The following is an 18,199-nucleotide window of genomic DNA, read 5'->3' as shown; positions in this document are numbered from 1 at the left end:
TAAGTTAAGCAATATGGTTAGTTATGCTACACAATTCTATTATAAGAAACTACAGATAATTATTATGAATCCATAAAAAGTTTTCATAACAATTCAACTTGCGATTTTATTCTATAGACTTTATAGTCCTAGACTCTTAGTAAGTCGAGAAATATAGAAAATAAAAGGAAATAATAGCGATGAGCATTACATCCTCAAAAAATGATCTGAAGCGAAATCTTTCTAACCGTCATATTCAATTAATTGCAATTAGTGGTGCAATCGGAACAGGCTTATTTATGGGCTCGGGTAAGACAATTAGTCTTGCAGGGCCTTCTATTATTTTTGTTTATATGATTATTGGTTTTATCCTTTTTTTTGTTATGCGAGCGATGGGGGAAATCCTTCTTTCTAATTTAAAGTACAAATCTTTTAGTGATTTTGCCAATGACCTTTTGGGTCCTTGGGCTGGATTTTTTACTGGTTGGACATATTGGTTTTGTTGGGTAATTACAGGGATTGCCGACGTTATTGCAATTGCTGGATATGCGCAACATTGGTTTCCTGAACTGCAGTCATGGATACCAATGTTATTAACAGTTGCTTTACTTTTAACACTAAACTTATTAACGGTAAAAATGTTTGGTGAAACAGAATTTTGGTTTTCAATGATTAAGATTATTGCAATTTTTGCATTGATAGGAATTGGGCTTGTACTCATTTTGACTGCTTTTCATTCCGAACAAACGGGTACCACAGCTGCATTTTCGAATTTGTGGGAATACGGGGGCTTTTTCCCTCATGGTAGTATGGGTTTTTTTGCTGGATTTCAAATTGCTATTTTTGCTTTTGTTGGGATTGAGTTAGTTGGCACAACTGCAGCTGAAACCGTTGATCCGTGCAAAAATTTGCCTCGTGCAATTAATTCAGTGCCTGCGCGTATCATCTTTTTCTATGTTTTTGCTTTAATCATTATTATGAGTGTAACTCCATGGGAGTTTATTTCTCCAAACAAAAGTCCTTTTGTAGAATTATTCACTCTAATTGGCTTGCCTGCTGCTGCAAGTATTATTAATTTTGTAGTATTAACTTCAGCAGCATCATCTGCTAATAGTGGTATTTACTCAACAAGCAGAATGCTGTTTGGGCTTGCTAAAAAACAAGATGCTCCTGAACCTTTTGGGAAATTATCGAGTCGCTCTGTACCGGCTAATGGGCTATTATTCTCGTGCACATGTTTGTTTGGTGGAGTTGTTTTGATTTATTTAGTGCCTAATGTCATGGAAGCCTTTACTATAGTAACTACAATTTCGGCTATTTTATTTATGTTTATTTGGTCGATGATTCTTATTTCTTATATTGCTTATCGTCGTAAAAGAAATAACTCACATGAACAATCTCAATTTAAAATGCCTGGAGGCATTTTTATGTGCTTAGTTTGTTTGGCTTTTTTTGCCTTCGTGATTGTATTACTTACTTTTGAGATTGATACTCGCCAAGCATTAGTGGCAACTCCTATTTGGTTTGTTATTTTAGGTATAAGTTATTTTATTCGATCTTTAAAACGTCAATAAATTTATACTAAAAATATTGGCAGGAAAACCTGCCAATATTTTTACTCTAATTATCGCACTTTATTTTTTCGGACAGATGATGCTAGCAATAATTCCTAAAGCTAGTGTGCCTAAAACGATATAAAGACTGGTAATTGGATCTATATCAATACCGTATCCAAATAGATGATTACTTGCATTTAATGCCAATTTTCCGGCAATAAAAAAGAGTAAACAGATAATTGCCTTATCAAGATGAGCTAAATACTGTTTCATGGCTTGCAAAATAAAATACATAGTTCTAAGCCCCAAAATAGCAAAAATCATCGAGCTATAGACAATTAACGGTTCTTGGCTTACAGCAATCACGGCAGGAACAGAATCAAACGCAAAGATAACGTCACTTAACTCAATTACAACAATACATGAAAACAGCGGTGTAGCATAAAAAATACTTTTAGGTATTTTACCAACTAAATTACTATTCTCAGGTTTTGCAAGTTCTATATCAAGTTGTTTTTTTGTTAATAAAATGTGATGACCGACAATTTTGGGGTAAGATGGAAAAATACGTTTGGCGATGCGAAAAGTTAAGTGATTTGAATAATCCTTTAAGTCTTGGCCATTATCTTGATTTTTTAGCATTATTATTCCAGTGCAAGCTACTAATATTGAAAAAGCTAATTCCATCCAAGGACTTAAATATAACAAACCTGTTCCAATTACAACAAATATGGCGCGGAATATAATAGCGCCAATAACTCCCCAATAAAGTAAGCGATGTCGATAATTATTAGGTACTGAAAACCAAGAAAAAATAGCCATAATGACAAACAAATTATCGACAGATAGTGCTTTTTCAAGGACGTAACCAGCAATAAATAAGCTAGCAGTAGTACTCCCATGATGAATGTATAAAAATAGTGCAAACCCCAGTGCAACAATTATCCAAAAAAGTGACCATATAATGGCATTTTTCAAACTGATAGGTTTATCGTTATGGTGAGCATATAAATCAACAATAATTGCAGCCAAGACTAGCACAACAAATACCAACATGGTATCTATTGGAAATCCTAATGAACTTTGCATCATATTTATATTACCTAGTTTTAATTGTTTTTAGATAATTTGAATAGTTGGTTTATCTAATTTAACCGTAATATATAATTATAAAAGTGATAGAGTATATATTGCTAGCTAAATCAAAAAAAGTTATATTTGCAATTCTTATTTAACTGTTTTAATTTAATAATATTTTGAGCCAGTATTTATGACAAAATTTAGGATAATTATTCTCACTCTTCTTCCTTTTATTTCGGGGTTATTATATGCACAACCAGTAGAGCCATATATATCTTCTTTACCTAAAGGAAGTGATTTATCCATTCTGGTTCAATCTGTTGGGCGTAATCCTAAAACATTAGCAAAATATAAAAGTAATCAATTCAAACAACCAGCAAGCACTCAAAAAGTGATAACTGCGTTAGCTGCTCAGCTTGAACTGGGTAATGATTTCCGTTTTATAACTCGTATACAAACCAATGGTTCAATAAGTAATAAACAGTTAAATGGTGATCTTATTATTCAATTAAGTGGAGATCCAACTTTTACTCGTGATCGATTAAAAAGTATGATTGCAACACTGAGCCAAAAAGGCATTGAGAAAATTTCAGGAAATGTGATTTTGGATACTTCAATCTTTACAAGTCATGATAAAGCATCGGGCTGGTCCTGGAATAACTTAACTGCATGTTATAGTGCTCCGCCATCTGCAGCTATTATTGATAATAACTGTTTTAATGCAACCATTATTCCGGGTAAGGTCGGTTCCAAAGCCTCTGTTTCGGTATCTTCCAATACTCCTATTATTCTTACTGGTGATGTCAGAACTATTGCTGCTAATAGTAAGGATTTAAATGATAAATATTGTGAATTAGATGTAAACTACTCAGATAAAAACCATTACCATTTATCAGGATGCATTGCTGTAAGTTCAGATAAAATACCGTTAAAATTTGCAGTAATTGATAGTATTGAATATTTTTCGAAAATTTTAAAAAATGAGCTTAAACAAAAAAAAATAACGTATACAGGAACTATTATTGAACGTAATCAAAGGACTAATGCTCAGTTGTCATTATTAGCCTCTAGCCAATCAGCTCAACTTTCTGAATTGTTGACAGTTATGCTTAAAAAATCAAATAATTTGTATGCAGATGCTATATTTAGGACTTTAGGTGCCCATTATTATAATGTTCAAGGTACATGGCGTAATGGCGGTGATGCTGTTAAGCAAATTTTACGTAAAAAAGCGGGTATAAATCTAGAAAATTTAGTTATTGCTGATGGTTCTGGATTATCTAGATTAAACTTGGTTAGCGCCGATAAGTTAATGGAAATTCTACAATATATTGCAGCTAATAATACAAAATTAAGAATTATTGAAATGTTACCAATTGCTGGAGTTGATGGTACTTTGCAGAATCGAAAAAGTCTTAATCAAGCACCTTTTAAAGAAACAATACGAGCCAAAACAGGTTATATTCAAGGTTGCTATAACTTAGCTGGATTTATCCAAAAGTCTGAAGGGGAATATGTTGCATTTGTGCAGCTATTATCAGGATACCAAGCTGATAATAAAGGAGAACCCAAAAATAGTGCAGTCATGCGATTTGAATCGGAATTCTATAAAAATTTTATTAATTAATAAAGTGTAGTCAGGACACATATATTTAGTATAAGTCCTGACCTTCTTTGTAAATTAAATGTTATCGGCTAAAAAACCACAGCTCTGATGTTTCCAAAGCTGTGCGTATAAACCATTCTTGTTTAATAACTCTTGATGGGTTCCTTGTTCGATGATTTTACCTTGATCAAGTACGATTAGTCTATCCATTGCCGCAATTGTAGATAATCGATGGGCAATAGCAATAACGGTTTTGCCTTCCATTAAAGTGTATAGACTTTCTTGAATTGCTTGCTCAATTTCAGAGTCTAATGCACTTGTTGCTTCATCTAATAATAAAATAGGGGCATTTTTTAAAATGACGCGAGCAATGGCAATACGTTGCCTTTGTCCTCCTGATAATTTGATGCCCCGTTCACCAACAAATGCGTCGTATCCTGTTTTACCTCTTGTATCAACGAGTGTTTGAATAAATTTATCTGCATGAGCCTTTTTGGCGGCTTCTATCATTTCCTCTTCAGAAGCATTTTTGTTACCGTAAAGTAAGTTTTCTCGTACTGAGCGATGCAATAACGAAGTATCTTGTGTCACCATACCGATTTTAGAACGTAAGCTTTCTTGATTAACGGCAGTAATATCTTGACCATCAATAAAAATATTACCACTTTGTAAATCGTAAAAACGAAGTAATAAATTAATAAGCGTTGATTTTCCAGCTCCAGAACGACCGACCAAACCAATCTTTTCACCAGGTTTGATTGTTAAATTTAAATCTTCAATAATTGAGTTGTGTTGTTTTTTATCATAAGCAAAATGGATGTGCTTAAATTCGATTTTCCCTTGGGTAACATGAAGTGATGTTGCATTAGGTTGATCAATAACTGTTTTAGTGGCTGAAAAAGTATTAATCCCATCTTTAACTATGCCAATATTCTCAAATAAAGCTGCCAATTCCCACATGATCCAATGTGAAAAACCGTTTAATCGAAGCGCTACAGCGGTTGTTGTTGCAATTGCACCAACACCAATTAATTGATTGCTCCATAGCCATAAGGCAATACCTGTCGTGCTTAGTATCAACAAAATAGACATTAAATGATTAACAATTTCAAAGCTACTGACTAAGCGCATTTGTTGATTGACAGAGACTAAAAATTCATCCATTGATTCTTTAGCATATTTTGCTTCATTGCCAGCATGAGAAAAAAGTTTTACTGTCATGATGTTGGTATAGGCATCGGTTACTCGTCCTGTCATCGTAGAACGAGCATCAGCCTGCAAACTAGCAATTTTACTTAGACGAGGAATAAAATAATACATAGCAATACCATAAATTAGACACCAACCTATAAATGGAATTAATAGCCAAAGATCTAATTGCCCGATGATTGTTGCCATAGTAATAAACGAAATAAAGACATAGATAAAAATCTCCGTCACTAAAAAGCAAGTATCACGAACTGCAAGCGCTGTTTGCATGACTTTGGCTGATATTCTACCGGCAAATTCATCTTGGAAAAAACGCATACTTTGATTGAGTACCAACCGATGAAGGTTCCAACGCATTCTCATTGGAAAATTACCAGCCAGGCATTGATGTTTTATAATAGTTTGTAATCCAATAATAATTGTACTTGCTATGATGATTAAGGCTAATATTACTAATGTTGTTTTTTCTTGTTGCCAAAATTTGCTAGGTTCAACAGCTGCAAGCCAATCAATAACCCTACCAAGAGCTGCATATAAAAAGGCTTCAAAAGCGCCAGCGAATGCACTAAGAATAATTAATAATAGTAGAAATAAGCGAGTTCCTTTAGTTGATTGCCATATGAAATTAAAAAAATTTTTAGGCATACATTCATATTCAACTTTTGGATAAGGTGATACTAATTTTTCAAAAAATCGATACATATTAGGCCTGACAAATAATAGAGTTTTCCATTGATAATACAATCAATGATATAAAAAACGAGGATAGCGCAAATATATGTAAATTATATATGCATTAAATTGTTACATGAAATTTTAGATATATCTGCGATTTATAATATTATAAATATTAAAAAGCTGATGAGGAAATATGATGTTTTATATTTCCTCATATTATGATTATATCTTGAACGTCAATATATAGCTACTATACTAATGGTCTTAAAATATATCTTTTATAATAAGTACAACGCGTCCAACAATATGATATTTATGAAAGTCTACTTTAGGTACTTCAATAGTCGGATATTGGCTATTATTGCAGATTAACAGCCATCCATTGAGAGTTAAACGAATCTTTCTCAAAAAGGTAATATCTTCATATTCAATTAAATAGATTGCACCATCAATAATCTCATTTATTTCTGTATTAAGAATTAATCCGTTATTATTTTTGATTTCTGGCGACATTAAATCGCCTTTAGCCCAGTATATAATTAATTTTTTAGCATCCAAACCTCGATGCTTAACCCAACCTTCAACAATAGGATAATTCATTACTGGAGGCGTTTCTCTAACAAAACGCTCTTTTTGTGCTTCTTCTTTTGTTGGTAACTGTTTTTTATATACAGGGATACGATAAATATTTTCGTTATAGACTTCTTCACTGTTTTTAGGATCTAATACTTCTAATTTATGTCCAGTGGCAAGCCAATTAAAGGAAACATTACATTTTTCAGCAATGACTTCTAAACGTGTAAGTGATGGATATGTTTTACCTGATAAATAATCTCGGATTACTGTTTCTGACATATCACATTTTTTAGCGAAGGCTGATACAGATAACCCTTGCATTGAGCTATATAGTCTATCTTTAAAAGTTTTAATATTATTATTTTTAATTGTATTCATCTTTGAACCATTATTTCTTGCATAAGTTTATTAATTATAATGTATTTTTTTGTGTTTTTGTATACGTTAATAACATTGAAAATCTATTAGTTTTGCTTTATTCCTATGCTAATTTGTTTTTTTATTTTATATCTTGTTTTTTTATCTTGTTTTTTCATTTTTTTATGACTGTTGATTTTTTGGGAAAAAAAGTTATTTATTGTTTTTTCTGCTCAGGAATGCGTATTTTTGTGTAAAAATATTTATTGCTGTGTTAATTAAAGTTTTTTTATTGTTTATTTGATTTATATTTTTCATATAGAAATAATTTAAATTGAAAAAACAAATAAAAAACGTTGACGAAAGCGAAAAAAAATGGATAATAAGCAGGGTAAGGATTTTTCATTGTTTTCTTTCCTTATATTCCTTATATTTCATGTTGGCCTGTATAGTTTTATACAGGTCTTTTTTTATTTTTGAACTATTCATGAAATCCCTTCACAAAAAGAGTATAATCAGTTTCCTATAGAATCTGTTTTAAAGCTTATCCTAACAGAGCGTTGTATTTATTGAGAGGATCTGATTATGTCTTTTAGCATTCCACATCTTTTAGTGTTTCTTGCCGTGGTGATTTTATTATTTGGCACTAAGAAGTTACGTAATTTAGGTTCGGATCTTGGTTTAGCGTTGAAAGGCTTTAAAAAAGCGATGAATGATAACGAAGTTGAATCAAAAAGTGATAATAAGTTAGATGATAATAAATAGTTGCATTTATTTAGTATGAATTTACAATTTGACTTAGTAATTGTTGGTGGTGGATTAGTTGGTTTAGCCACTGCTTGTGCACTTAGCCAATGTGATTTAAACATTGCGATTATAGATACTAAACTTTGTCAGCATGAATTCTTGCCTCATGCTGAAATAAGTATTAGAGCTTCTGCTATTAATGGCGCTAGCCAGCGCTACTTTTCAAAAATTGGTATATGGGATGATTTATGCAATAGCAAGCGTGTACAGGAATTTACTGAGATAGGTGTATGGGAAAAAAATGGTCAAGCTCATTTGTCTGCCCAAGCCAAAGATTACGGTTATTCTAATCTTGGATACATAATTGAAAATAATGTCATTTCTCATTATCTTTACCAGTTTGCCTTAAACTGTTCGAATATTAAAATTTATAGCCATGAAGCAGTTGATTGTACATTTAATGATGATTTTGTCTTTTTGACACTTGCAAATAAAGCTGTTTTACAAGCTAAATTAATGATAGGGGCTGATGGTGCTCATTCTTGGGTGCGTAGGAGTGAAAATATTTCTGTTCTTGAGCGTGATTATCTTCATCATGCTGTGATTACAACTGTTCAAACTGAATATCCTCATCAATCCTGTGCTAGACAAGTGTTTTATCCCAATGGAATTATTGCTTTTCTTCCTCTTTGGAATGTAAATAAAAGTTGTTTAGTTTGGTCGACAAAACCAGATAATGCGTCTACTTTAACTTCACTTTCTGAATCAGAATTTTCGAACGAATTATTTCGGTTGACTGGTGATAAAGTTGGTAAATGCCAGTTAATTAACCCTAGAATGGTATTCCCATTAAAAGCGCGATTTGCTAAACAATTTATTAAGCATCGGTTAGTACTTATTGGCGATGCTGCTCATACTATTCACCCTTTAGCAGGACAAGGGGTAAATTTAGGTTTTCAAGATTCTGCTTTATTAGTTTCAACCATTAAACAATTAATCGAAACTAATAAAGATATTGGGCTTGTAAAAAATTTAAAATCATTTGAGTTTAATCGTCGCCAAGATGCGTTAGTTATGCTCACGGCCATGCAAACTATTCAAGATATGTTTAATGGTGATAATTTGTTGAAAAAGACGTTAAGAACAATTGGTATGAATGTTATTGATAATAGTCAGCTATTAAAAAAGCAACTGATTAAATATGCTATGCATATTTAATTTAAACTTATATCTAGTTATTATTGTGTCTGTCAAAAACTTTCAGGTAAGTATGTGTTTCAGTATAAAAATCAATTATGATACTTAATAGATTAAGAATCTATTCCAGAAATAACAATCCAACCATAAAATAAGTAAACTGAACTGAACTAAAGCCGCATGATCTAATGCGCTTAGCAAATTATAGTTAAACAAGAATAATAATGATGCACTAAAAAGTGCACCAATATTGATAATAAATCGTGATTAAACTGTTTGTTTTAATAAGTTATAAACAGGGGTAGCAAGACCTATTTTTGCGTTGTTAGATTTTAGTTTATACCAATAGCCACTATGTTCATTAAAACATTTTGTATACTTGGTAATGACACAATAAATAGGAAAAATATCTAAGTGAAAATGACTAAATGTGTGGCGAAATGCAACAAGTTGCTTTGGTGCTGTTGTTTCGATACCTTGTTTTTTTAACCAGTCAGTTATTGCTTGTTTACTTGAAAATTGAGGAAAACAATATAATCCTCCCCAAATACCAGACGGAGGCCTTTTTTCAAGCCAAATTGTATGATCATATTCTAGCATTAAAAAATAGGCTGTCTTTTGGGGAATGGCATTTTTAGTTTTTTTTGTGGGATAGAGTTGCCAGCTTTCAGTTTTATATGCTATACAATGGTTTTGCAATGGGCATAAGGAGCATTTAGGTTTAGTGCGTGTACAAACCATCGCCCCAATATCCATCATAGCTTGATTAAATTTTGCTACCTTATGTTTTGGTGTGACTTGTTCACTTAATTGCCAAAGTTTATTTTCGACAGTTTTAATACCAGGCCAACCTTCAACAGCAAAATATCGGGTTAAAACGCGTTTTACATTTCCATCTAAAATTGGGTAATGTTGATTTTGTGCAAGAGATAAAATTGCTCCAGCTGTTGAGCGTCCTATACCTGGAAGTGCAATGACATCATTGAACTTTGTAGGGAACATACCATTAAATTTATTAACAATTAATTGTGCAGCGTTATGTAAATTACGTGCTCTTGCATAATAACCAAGTCCTGTCCAAAGATGCAATACATCATCAATTGGCGCTTTTGCTAAATCTGTTATTTGTGGGAAATGCTCAATAAAACGATTAAAGTAAGGAATAACTGTTGCAACTTGGGTTTGCTGTAGCATCACTTCAGACAACCAAACATGATAAGAGCTTTTTTCGACCTGCCATGGTAGCGATTTTCTGCCATATTGTTCATACCACGTCAGGACAGCTTGTGAAAAGTGTTGTATTGTCATAGTTATTACATTGCAGCAACAATAGAATCACTAGGATAGCACCCTAGTACCTTAGTATATAAAGTCATTGATGCCAATTCTTTGAGAGCTGTTTGCATTTCATAAGAATGAATGTTACCTTGCAAATCAATATAAAACATCTCTTCCCAAGGCGTACCATGAATTGGGCGTGATTCAAGTTTAGTCATAACAATGTTATGGTTACGTAATACCGATAGCGCATCAACTAAAGCACCAGCTTGCTGACCTGTTTTCATAAGAATTGTGGTTTTAGCCGAGATTTGAGCAGATACTTCTATTGGCTGACGAGCTAACACAATAAAACGAGTAATGTTTTCTTTTTGATTAGCAAAATTACGTTCAAGGACTTGTAGCCCATATAATTCACCACCATCTTTATTACCCATAGCTGCAACATTAGGTTGATTCAATTTAGTTACAGTTTCCATTGCTGATGAAGTACTATCACAGTATATGATTTTCCAATGAGGATAGTTCTCTAAGAAGTTACTACATTGCTGGAATGGTTGTGGATGGCTATAAATAGTATCGATTTGCTCTAGCTGTGAATTTTGTATAGCAAGAACACAATGATCAATAGGTAAGAAGAGCTCACCAATAATATGTAGATTAGTTTTTTGCAATAAATCATAAACTTCATTAATTGAGCCAGAACTTGAATTTTCTATTGGTAAGATTCCATAATCTACGGCACCATTTTCGACTTGTTTAAAAATCTCTTTAAAGGTTGAACAGCTTAATTCAATCATTTCATCTAAGTGAGCGCTAGCATAGCGGCGCGCAGCAGAATGCGAATAAGATCCTTTGGGGCCTAAAAAGGCAACTTTGGCTGTGGTGATTGTGCTGAGATTAAGTTTTTCTTGCAAGATTTTTTGTTGTAATAGTACAGAATCTTCAATAATTAATTGATATAAGCGTTTAATGAAAATATCATCAAGATGATAGTCTTTGCCTTCATTGATTAAAGTTCTGATAAGTGAACGCTCACGATCAATATCACGCACAGGAATATTTGCTTCAATTTTTGTATGAATTACTTGTGTTGAAAGTTGGCGCCTCTGGGCAATAAGCTCTAACAATGCTTTATCTAATTTATTAATTTTATCTCGCAAGGATAATAAAGGATTTGTAGCCATTTTTTATTAATTATTTAAAAAAAGATAGTTTATATTATAACAAGCAAAAAAATAAAGGCACCATCAAAGTGCCTTTTTATTCAATCAAGAAAATTGACAAATTAAATTTCTTCTTCTAATACTGCGTCTTTTATGCTGTTAACTGTACGTCGAGATTCGTTTTTGTGTTGTAGCTTATTAAGTTGTTTTTCAAGCTTATCAATAAGGTCATTTATTGCAGCATACATATCAATATGTTTGGCAGAAGCAACTAATGAGGTTCCTTTGGTGGCAATTGTTGCATCAACAATAAATCCATCTGGTTCTTTAGATAAAATAAAATGAGGGTTGATTAGCAGTGCTCTCCATTTATCTAACTTCGAAAACTTATCTTCTAGGTAGCTACGAATTGCAGGGGTAACATCCATTTGTTTACTGGTAATACTTAAACTCATAATTGACCTCCTCTTTTTTATCAACAAAGTTAATTTTAATGTTGTTACTATATTGGCAAATTATTTTAGTCTCTTTAATAAGATTTTTGTTTTTGCCTGATTTTTATTAGTTTAATTTTAAAATAGATTTCATTGACTAAATATTGCATAACATGTGGACCAGATGAAACTGATTTTACCATGGTTTTAATATATACTGTATTAATAATTATTTAGTTTATCCTGTGTTATAGTAATTATTTAATAATGGGGACAATGTGAATTATTTAGATAATGTGAAGATTGTTTTGGTTGAAACATCTCATACAGGCAATATGGGCTCTGCTGCGAGAGCAATGAAAACCATGGGATTAACTAACCTTTGTTTAGTTAATCCGATCATAAAGCCTGATTCTCAATCGATTTCGTTAGCTGCAGGTGCCAGTGATATTATAAAAAATGCACAAATCTTTTCTTCACTTGAACAAGCCATTGCTGATTGTACTTTAGTGATTGGTACTAGTGCGCGTTCTCGTAGTTTACAGTGGCCATATTTAACTCCCAAAAAGTGTGGCGATAAGATTATTCAAGAAGCCTCAAATCTCCATACTCAAGTCGCTTTGGTATTTGGGCGTGAGCGTGTTGGTTTAACTAATGAAGAATTGCAAAAGTGCCATTATCATGTTGGAATTCCAGCTAACCCTAGTTATAGTTCTTTAAATCTTGCTATGTCGGTACAGGTTTTGTGTTATGAAATTCGCATGTCAATGCTCAATCTTGAAGATCAGCAATCTGAAAAGGAGAATGAGAATATGGCTGAAACTGAGTTTCCTATAGATGCTGATATAGAGCGCTTTTACCAGCATTTAGAACAAACTTTATTACAGACAGGCTTTATTAATGCCAATCATCCAGGACAAATTATGGGGCGTTTGCGTCGATTATTTACACGTGCACGTATTGAACAACAGGAACTAAATATTTTGCGTGGCATTTTAACTTCGATTAATAAAATTTTACATTGATGACAAATAGAAACACCCACAGATTTGTGGGTGCTATTTTAAGGTTGATACTGTTTAATGTAGTATCTTATCTATTAATCAAAATATCAATTCTAAGTATGTTAGCTTTTAGCTTTTTTGCGCCATGTTGTGCCATTTGCACTATCTTCAAGAACAATATTCATTGCATTTAGTTTGTCACGTGCTTCATCGGCCTGAGACCAATTTTTGCTTGCTCTTGCTTCGTTACGTTGTTTTATTAATGCTTCAACTAATGCCACATCAACATCATCTTGCTTATCACCTTGTAAAAATTTAACAGGATCTTGTTCTAATAATCCAAGAACTGCTGATAAATAACGTAACTCAGCTGCTAATTCATTAGCGAGTTGCATATTATTATCGGCTTTGGCTTTGTTTATTTCACGAGCCAGATCAAAAAGCGTTGAATAAGCTTCTGGTGTATTAAAGTCATCATCCATTGCGTTACAAAACTGGCGATAATAATTACTATCAGGTGTCGTATGTGGATGATTCGCATCAGTATCTCGCAAGGCTGTATATAGTCGCTCAAGTGCCATTCTTGCTTGTTTTAAATTATCTTCACTATAATTTAACTGACTACGATAATGACCAGATAGTAAAAAATAACGTACTGTTTCAGGATCATAATGCTTTAATACATCGCGAATAGTGAAAAAATTATTGAGTGATTTTGACATTTTTTCTTGGTCGACCATCACCATACCTGAGTGCATCCAGTAATTTACATATTGACCGTTATGCGCACAAGTTGATTGGGTAATTTCGTTTTCATGATGTGGAAACATTAAATCTGAACCGCCACCGTGAATATCAAAGTGATTGCCTAATTGATAGCTGTTCATTGCTGAACATTCAATGTGCCAACCAGGGCGACCTTTACCCCATGGTGAATCCCAACTTGGTTCGTTAGGTTTTGACATTTTCCATAATACAAAATCCATTGGATTTTGTTTAACATCAACAACTTCAACTCGAGCACCAGCTTGTAATTGTTCTAAATTTTGGCGAGATAAAATACCGTAATTCGGATCGCTGTCTACCGAAAACATGACATCACCATTATTAGCAATATATGCATGTTTTTTTTCGAGAAGCTCTTCAACTAATTTGATAATTTGTGGCATATGATGAGTTGCACGAGGCTCTATATCAGGTCGACGAATATTTAGTGCATCAAAATCGGCATACATTTCTTGTAGCATTCTATCTGTAAGTTGATCACAGGTTTCACCATTTTCGAACGCACGTCTAATTATTTTGTCATCAACATCAGTAATATTACGAACATAAGTTAAATCGTAACCTAAAAAACGTAAATAACGTGCGACAACATCGAAAGCTACGAAAGTACGTCCGTGACCAATATGACAAAGATCGTAAATTGTCACTCCACAAACATAGAGTCCAACTCTATTAGGGGTAATTGGTTGAAATATTTCTTTTTCGCGCGTTAATGTATTGAATATTTTTAACATTATAATTTACAGGGTAAAATTGATGGATTTGTTAGATAATATAACAAAATTCTGCATATGACGAAATTACTTATTAAGAACTTTGTAAGCAAAATTGAGAAAATGCATATACCAATATAACTGAATTAGATTTGTTGAGTTTGTGTTAATGATGAGAAATATGATGTACTATAATCTTATTTAAATTGGCGGTTTACCCGCCAATTTAAATTAAAATAACTTATTGTCTTAAATGGCGATAGATATAAATGAGTATAATCGACCCAAGTACTGAAATTAACAAACTAGGGAAATTAAATCCAGTTACACTACCCCAACCAAAGAAGGTGCTAATATACCCACCCACTAAGGCTCCTGCTATGCCTAATAAAATAGTTTTAATAACCCCTACACGCCCTAGTGGCATGAAAAACTTTGCAATCCAGCCGGCAATTAATCCTAAAATAACCCAACTTATAATAGCCATGATAATTTCCTTCTTTTATTGAAATTAATTTTAGTTTACTCAAATAAATTAAAAAATCTAACAGATGTTGATGCTCAATGTAATAGTTTTAATCAATTGATTAAAAATAATAGATGACGGTAAATTTTTTAATAATCAATGATTTATGGTTTTGTGGGTAAATGTTGTTGGTAATTTGTTAACTTATGATTTTTTTAATTAAAATTAAAGTATTTGACCATGTTTCCAACTCTGGACATATACTTGATGAATATAGGAAGATAACTAAACGTAATTAAAAGGGAGGTTTAATCTCCCTTAATATATTATTGTTCGAAAATTGTTTTATGTAGAATTTTGATAATTGATTCGGCATCATTGCTTTTTGCTAATAAGCAAAGATTGTGTGTACTTGCCCCATAACAGCAAAGCCTAATAATAAATTCATCTAATACACCAAACACTTCTTTTGCAATACCTCTGGTTGAGGTTAGGTTATTACCAATAATAGCAATGAGTGCTAAATCTTCTTCTATATCGACATGACAAACATTTGATAATTCATCAAATAATTCTTTCGTTAATAAACTGTTTCCGTTGGTGTTTGTACCAGTAGTGTCGATGGTTAGTGCAATACTTACTTCTGATGTGGTTACTAAATCAACCGAAATGTTATACTTGGCTAATATCGTAAACACATTTGCAAGAAAGCCTTGTGCATGTAGCATATTTAAACTGGTTAAAGTTAGTAAGGTTTGTTTACGACGTAACGCTAATGCTCTGAAGACAGGTAATTTAGATGTGATGCTATTAGTACTATAAACAATAGTTCCTCCATCTTGTGGTTCTTTACTTGAACCAACAAAGACTGGAATATTGCTACGTACAGCTGGGACTAGCGTTGCTGGGTGTAGTACTTTTGCTCCAAACGTTGCCATTTCGGCCGCCTCCGCAAAAGATATTTCATCAATGCGTTTAGCTGCTGGAGTAATGCGAGGATCGTTAGTATAAATTCCAGCAACATCAGTCCAAATATCAATTTGAGTTGCACCCAATGCTTCACCTAATAAAGCTGCTGTATAGTCACTTCCACCTCGTCCTAAAGTAGTGGTTTTTCCAGAACTTTCACTACCAATAAATCCTTGTGTCACAATGACACAACTATTGTCTAATGACTTTAAATGGGCACAACAAAGCTGTTTAATATCTTCAATTTTAGGTGTTGCTTTACCAAAGTTATCGTTGGTGCGCATAACTTTTCGTACGTCAAACCACATGGCTTTTTTCTGTTTTTCTTTTAGTATTTCGACAAACAGTTTTGAAGACATAATTTCACCGTGACTAACAAGCTCATCGGTTAACGCAGGTGATGTTGCTAAGCTTGCCGCTTCTGACAATGAGGCTATATTGGTAATGATTTGGTCTATTTCTGCGTGTAGTTTGGGATTTTCAGGTAATTGTTCTAGAATGTTGTATTGAATCGATTGAATTTTCGCAATATGTTGAGATCTTACTTCAGCGTCACGTCCTTCTGCTAATGCAACTAACAAATTTGTTACACCAGCGGAGGCTGATAATACAACAACCTTTACGTTAGGGTTAGCTATTACAATATTGGCACTATTAACCATTGCTAGATAATCGGCAACACTAGTACCACCAAATTTAGCTATTACAAATGATGTTTCCATGGATTCCTCATATTAAAAATTTTTATTTTTAACAGAGTTAGAGCTGGCATGTTCTATTTACAATTAAAAAGTACAAACCATGAAGCGCTCCACCTGTTAAGGTGACAACCCAAGGGATTCAGCCCTTGCAGTCGATTTAATTACTTCTGGATGGGTAATCAAACCTCGGCATTACGTCCCCTCGATCATTTATTAGTGGTTCCAGTCCCTAAAATGACTTACCTGAGTAATGCGCCTCTTCGTTTTGCAACTTCTGTTACGAAATCAGCACTATATAGGATTAACGATTTTATTAATTGTGTCAATAGGTTAAAAGTTAAAAATTATTTGGTTGTAATAAAGTGAAATTGAAAGATTTATAGCTCTCGTTCAAACAATTCAATAATGGTCTGATATAATTTTTTTACTGTACATTCTTTAGTTGGTGTACTAAAGATTGTATCATCACCAGCAATTGAACCTAAAATACCTTCCGATTTACCAATTGAGTCTAGTAATCGAGCAATGAGTTGAGCTGCGCCTGGGCTAGTACGTATTACCACCATTGAGCTATTGAAATCAATATCAATCACTAAATTTTTCAATGGGCTACTAGTTGTTGGTACGCTTATTTCTGCAGGTAAACAATAGACCATTTCGGATTTTGCATTTCTGGTTCTTACCGCACCAAATTTTGTTAGCATACGTGAAACTTTTGATTGATTAATGTTATCAAATCCTTGTTCTTGTAACGCTTGTACGATTTCTACTTGTGAACTAAACTTCTCTTGACGAAGCATCTCTTTAAATGTTTTTGTGAGATTAGCTTGTTTCATAATGTTCCTTGGCTTCTAATTTGTTACTCTTTACTACTAATAAATGTTGTTATAAGACTCATAATAAAGTTTAATTGATATTTAAACCAAAATAACTACTACCAATTTTAATGTATCAGTAGCAATTATTATATACATAATTATGCGTAAAATAGCATAAAATTAAAGTGTTGATTTAATAGCATCCTTCGGTCTATAAGATTTCACTATTTGGTCATAGGTTTCAATATAAGGTCCTTCTAGTAGTTGTATACAATAAGGGATACTAGCAAATATGCCACTCACAATAACATTACCTTGATCATCTTTAACACCCTCAAGTGTTTCTTTAATTGATTTTGGCCTTCCAGGTAGGTTGATGATTAGACATTTTTTGCGAATAACACCAACTTGCCTAGATAAAATAGCAGTTGGTACAAAATGTAAACTGATCTGACGCATCTGTTCGCCGTAACCAGGCATTACACGATCAGCGATTGCTAATGTTGCATCTGGGGTTACGTCTCTAGGCGCAGGGCCTGTACCACCAGTAGTTAAAATTAAATGGCAATGTTGATTATCAACAAGTTCGCATAATGTTTTTTCAATAACAACTTGCTCATCTGGAATAATATGGTTTTCGGTTGTAAATGGTGTTTTCAGTGCTGTTTGTAACCATGATATTAATGATGGTATACCCTCATCTTGGTAAATACCACTTGATGCTCTATCTGATACTGAAACTAATCCAATCTTAAACATGATACTTATTCCTTAAGCAATAACTTAGACGCAGATTGATAATTAAAGATACGTTATTAGTATTTAATTAATAATATGTGTTCTATTTTAGAAATTATAATTTTATTTATATTGATATAA

16 protein-coding genes and 1 riboswitch are annotated in these 18,199 nt (G+C 33.0%); of the genes, 5 read left to right on the top strand and 11 right to left on the bottom strand.

Annotated features, from left to right (window positions below):
* Nucleotides 1-179 precede the first annotated feature (179 nt).
* Nucleotides 180-1,553 carry a D-serine/D-alanine/glycine transporter gene (cycA, locus tag A9G37_RS01765; RefSeq protein ID WP_034909734.1) on the top strand — a complete coding sequence of 458 codons (1,374 nt, stop codon included), beginning with the start codon at nucleotides 180-182 and terminating at the stop codon, nucleotides 1,551-1,553.
* A gap of 60 nt (nucleotides 1,554-1,613) precedes the next feature.
* Here the strand turns inward: cycA and A9G37_RS01760 are convergent, their stop codons facing one another.
* Entirely contained in the window at nucleotides 1,614-2,627 is a 1,014-nt protein-coding gene (locus A9G37_RS01760; RefSeq protein ID WP_034909732.1) for a TerC/Alx family metal homeostasis membrane protein, read from the bottom strand.
* A gap of 178 nt (nucleotides 2,628-2,805) precedes the next feature.
* Here A9G37_RS01760 and dacB point away from each other — a divergent pair, with 178 nt between their 5' ends.
* Nucleotides 2,806-4,242, top strand: a complete 1,437-nt coding sequence (dacB, locus tag A9G37_RS01755; protein WP_034909731.1) for a serine-type D-Ala-D-Ala carboxypeptidase — start codon at nucleotides 2,806-2,808, stop codon at nucleotides 4,240-4,242.
* Between the two features lie 54 nt (nucleotides 4,243-4,296).
* Here dacB and A9G37_RS01750 read toward each other — a convergent pair whose 3' ends face one another.
* On the bottom strand, nucleotides 4,297-6,132 hold the full coding sequence (locus tag A9G37_RS01750) for an ABC transporter ATP-binding protein (RefSeq protein WP_065574444.1): 1,836 nt from the start codon (nucleotides 6,130-6,132) through the stop codon (nucleotides 4,297-4,299).
* Between the two features lie 240 nt (nucleotides 6,133-6,372).
* A complete protein-coding gene (locus tag A9G37_RS01745) occupies nucleotides 6,373-7,062 on the bottom strand; it encodes a LexA family transcriptional regulator (protein ID WP_065574443.1) in 690 nt (229 codons plus the stop codon).
* 564 nt (nucleotides 7,063-7,626) lie between these two features.
* Here A9G37_RS01745 and A9G37_RS01740 point away from each other — a divergent pair.
* A complete protein-coding gene (locus tag A9G37_RS01740; protein WP_065574442.1) occupies nucleotides 7,627-7,806 on the top strand; it encodes a Sec-independent protein translocase subunit TatA in 180 nt (59 codons plus the stop codon).
* 15 nt (nucleotides 7,807-7,821) lie between these two features.
* The gene (locus A9G37_RS01735) at nucleotides 7,822-9,006 is read left to right on the top strand and encodes an FAD-dependent monooxygenase (RefSeq protein ID WP_065574463.1); all 1,185 of its coding nucleotides are present in this window, start codon (nucleotides 7,822-7,824) and stop codon (nucleotides 9,004-9,006) included.
* Nucleotides 9,007-9,252: 246 nt separating this feature from the next.
* On the opposite strand, the gene mutY is transcribed toward A9G37_RS01735, so the two are convergent.
* The 3 genes from mutY to raiA form a co-directional block, all read right to left on the bottom strand.
* Nucleotides 9,253-10,293, bottom strand: a complete 1,041-nt coding sequence (gene mutY, locus A9G37_RS01730; RefSeq protein ID WP_065574441.1) for an A/G-specific adenine glycosylase — start codon at nucleotides 10,291-10,293, stop codon at nucleotides 9,253-9,255.
* 5 nt (nucleotides 10,294-10,298) lie between these two features.
* Nucleotides 10,299-11,450: a bifunctional chorismate mutase/prephenate dehydratase gene (gene pheA, locus A9G37_RS01725; RefSeq protein ID WP_065574440.1), complete on the bottom strand. Its 1,152-nt coding sequence runs from the start codon at nucleotides 11,448-11,450 to the stop codon at nucleotides 10,299-10,301.
* A gap of 101 nt (nucleotides 11,451-11,551) precedes the next feature.
* Nucleotides 11,552-11,884 carry a ribosome-associated translation inhibitor RaiA gene (raiA, locus tag A9G37_RS01720; protein WP_034909721.1) on the bottom strand — a complete coding sequence of 111 codons (333 nt, stop codon included), beginning with the start codon at nucleotides 11,882-11,884 and terminating at the stop codon, nucleotides 11,552-11,554.
* A 314-nt stretch (nucleotides 11,885-12,198) separates the two neighbouring features.
* Between raiA and trmJ the strand changes: the two genes are divergently transcribed.
* Complete coding sequence (trmJ, locus tag A9G37_RS01715; protein ID WP_051634114.1) at nucleotides 12,199-12,888, top strand: tRNA (cytosine(32)/uridine(32)-2'-O)-methyltransferase TrmJ; 690 nt, start codon at nucleotides 12,199-12,201, stop codon at nucleotides 12,886-12,888.
* Nucleotides 12,889-12,989: 101 nt separating this feature from the next.
* On the opposite strand, the gene cysS is transcribed toward trmJ, so the two are convergent.
* The 5 genes from cysS to mog all read right to left on the bottom strand — a co-directional run bounded on the left by cysS (nucleotide 12,990) and on the right by mog (nucleotide 18,079).
* Complete coding sequence (cysS, locus tag A9G37_RS01710; protein WP_065574439.1) at nucleotides 12,990-14,387, bottom strand: cysteine--tRNA ligase; 1,398 nt, start codon at nucleotides 14,385-14,387, stop codon at nucleotides 12,990-12,992.
* 220 nt (nucleotides 14,388-14,607) lie between these two features.
* Nucleotides 14,608-14,853 (bottom strand): GlsB/YeaQ/YmgE family stress response membrane protein, encoded by a 246-nt coding sequence (locus A9G37_RS01705; protein WP_065574438.1) that lies wholly within the window; start codon nucleotides 14,851-14,853, stop codon nucleotides 14,608-14,610.
* Nucleotides 14,854-15,158: 305 nt separating this feature from the next.
* Nucleotides 15,159-16,523, bottom strand: coding sequence for a lysine-sensitive aspartokinase 3 (lysC, locus tag A9G37_RS01700; protein WP_034909713.1), 1,365 nt, complete (start codon nucleotides 16,521-16,523; stop codon nucleotides 15,159-15,161).
* Nucleotides 16,524-16,597: 74 nt separating this feature from the next.
* A riboswitch (Lysine riboswitch) is annotated at nucleotides 16,598-16,771 on the bottom strand.
* Nucleotides 16,772-16,879: 108 nt separating this feature from the next.
* Nucleotides 16,880-17,338 (bottom strand): transcriptional regulator ArgR, encoded by a 459-nt coding sequence (gene argR / locus A9G37_RS01695; RefSeq protein ID WP_065560627.1) that lies wholly within the window; start codon nucleotides 17,336-17,338, stop codon nucleotides 16,880-16,882.
* Between the two features lie 162 nt (nucleotides 17,339-17,500).
* Nucleotides 17,501-18,079, bottom strand: coding sequence for a molybdopterin adenylyltransferase (gene mog, locus A9G37_RS01690; protein ID WP_065574437.1), 579 nt, complete (start codon nucleotides 18,077-18,079; stop codon nucleotides 17,501-17,503).
* Nucleotides 18,080-18,199: the final 120 nt, after the last annotated feature.

Source organism: Gilliamella sp. GillExp13, from assembly GCF_001690815.1.
GTDB lineage: Bacteria > Pseudomonadota > Gammaproteobacteria > Enterobacterales > Orbaceae > Gilliamella > Gilliamella bombi.
Note: the sequence above shows the minus strand (reverse complement) of the source record. Positions and strands in the feature narration are given on the sequence as shown.

Coding starts and splice junctions, on each gene's coding strand:
- A9G37_RS01760 (WP_034909732.1), bottom strand. CDS start 2,627: ATGATGCAAAGTTCATTAGGATTTCCAATAGATACCATGTTGGTATTT.
- argR (WP_065560627.1), bottom strand. CDS start 17,338: ATGAAACAAGCTAATCTCACAAAAACATTTAAAGAGATGCTTCGTCAA.
- dacB (WP_034909731.1), top strand. CDS start 2,806: ATGACAAAATTTAGGATAATTATTCTCACTCTTCTTCCTTTTATTTCG.
- A9G37_RS01750 (WP_065574444.1), bottom strand. CDS start 6,132: ATGTATCGATTTTTTGAAAAATTAGTATCACCTTATCCAAAAGTTGAA.
- trmJ (WP_051634114.1), top strand. CDS start 12,199: ATGGGCTCTGCTGCGAGAGCAATGAAAACCATGGGATTAACTAACCTT.
- mutY (WP_065574441.1), bottom strand. CDS start 10,293: ATGACAATACAACACTTTTCACAAGCTGTCCTGACGTGGTATGAACAA.
- A9G37_RS01745 (WP_065574443.1), bottom strand. CDS start 7,062: ATGAATACAATTAAAAATAATAATATTAAAACTTTTAAAGATAGACTA.
- cysS (WP_065574439.1), bottom strand. CDS start 14,387: ATGTTAAAAATATTCAATACATTAACGCGCGAAAAAGAAATATTTCAA.
- A9G37_RS01740 (WP_065574442.1), top strand. CDS start 7,627: ATGTCTTTTAGCATTCCACATCTTTTAGTGTTTCTTGCCGTGGTGATT.
- A9G37_RS01705 (WP_065574438.1), bottom strand. CDS start 14,853: ATGGCTATTATAAGTTGGGTTATTTTAGGATTAATTGCCGGCTGGATT.
- raiA (WP_034909721.1), bottom strand. CDS start 11,884: ATGAGTTTAAGTATTACCAGTAAACAAATGGATGTTACCCCTGCAATT.
- pheA (WP_065574440.1), bottom strand. CDS start 11,450: ATGGCTACAAATCCTTTATTATCCTTGCGAGATAAAATTAATAAATTA.
- mog (WP_065574437.1), bottom strand. CDS start 18,079: ATGTTTAAGATTGGATTAGTTTCAGTATCAGATAGAGCATCAAGTGGT.
- cycA (WP_034909734.1), top strand. CDS start 180: ATGAGCATTACATCCTCAAAAAATGATCTGAAGCGAAATCTTTCTAAC.
- lysC (WP_034909713.1), bottom strand. CDS start 16,523: ATGGAAACATCATTTGTAATAGCTAAATTTGGTGGTACTAGTGTTGCC.
- A9G37_RS01735 (WP_065574463.1), top strand. CDS start 7,822: ATGAATTTACAATTTGACTTAGTAATTGTTGGTGGTGGATTAGTTGGT.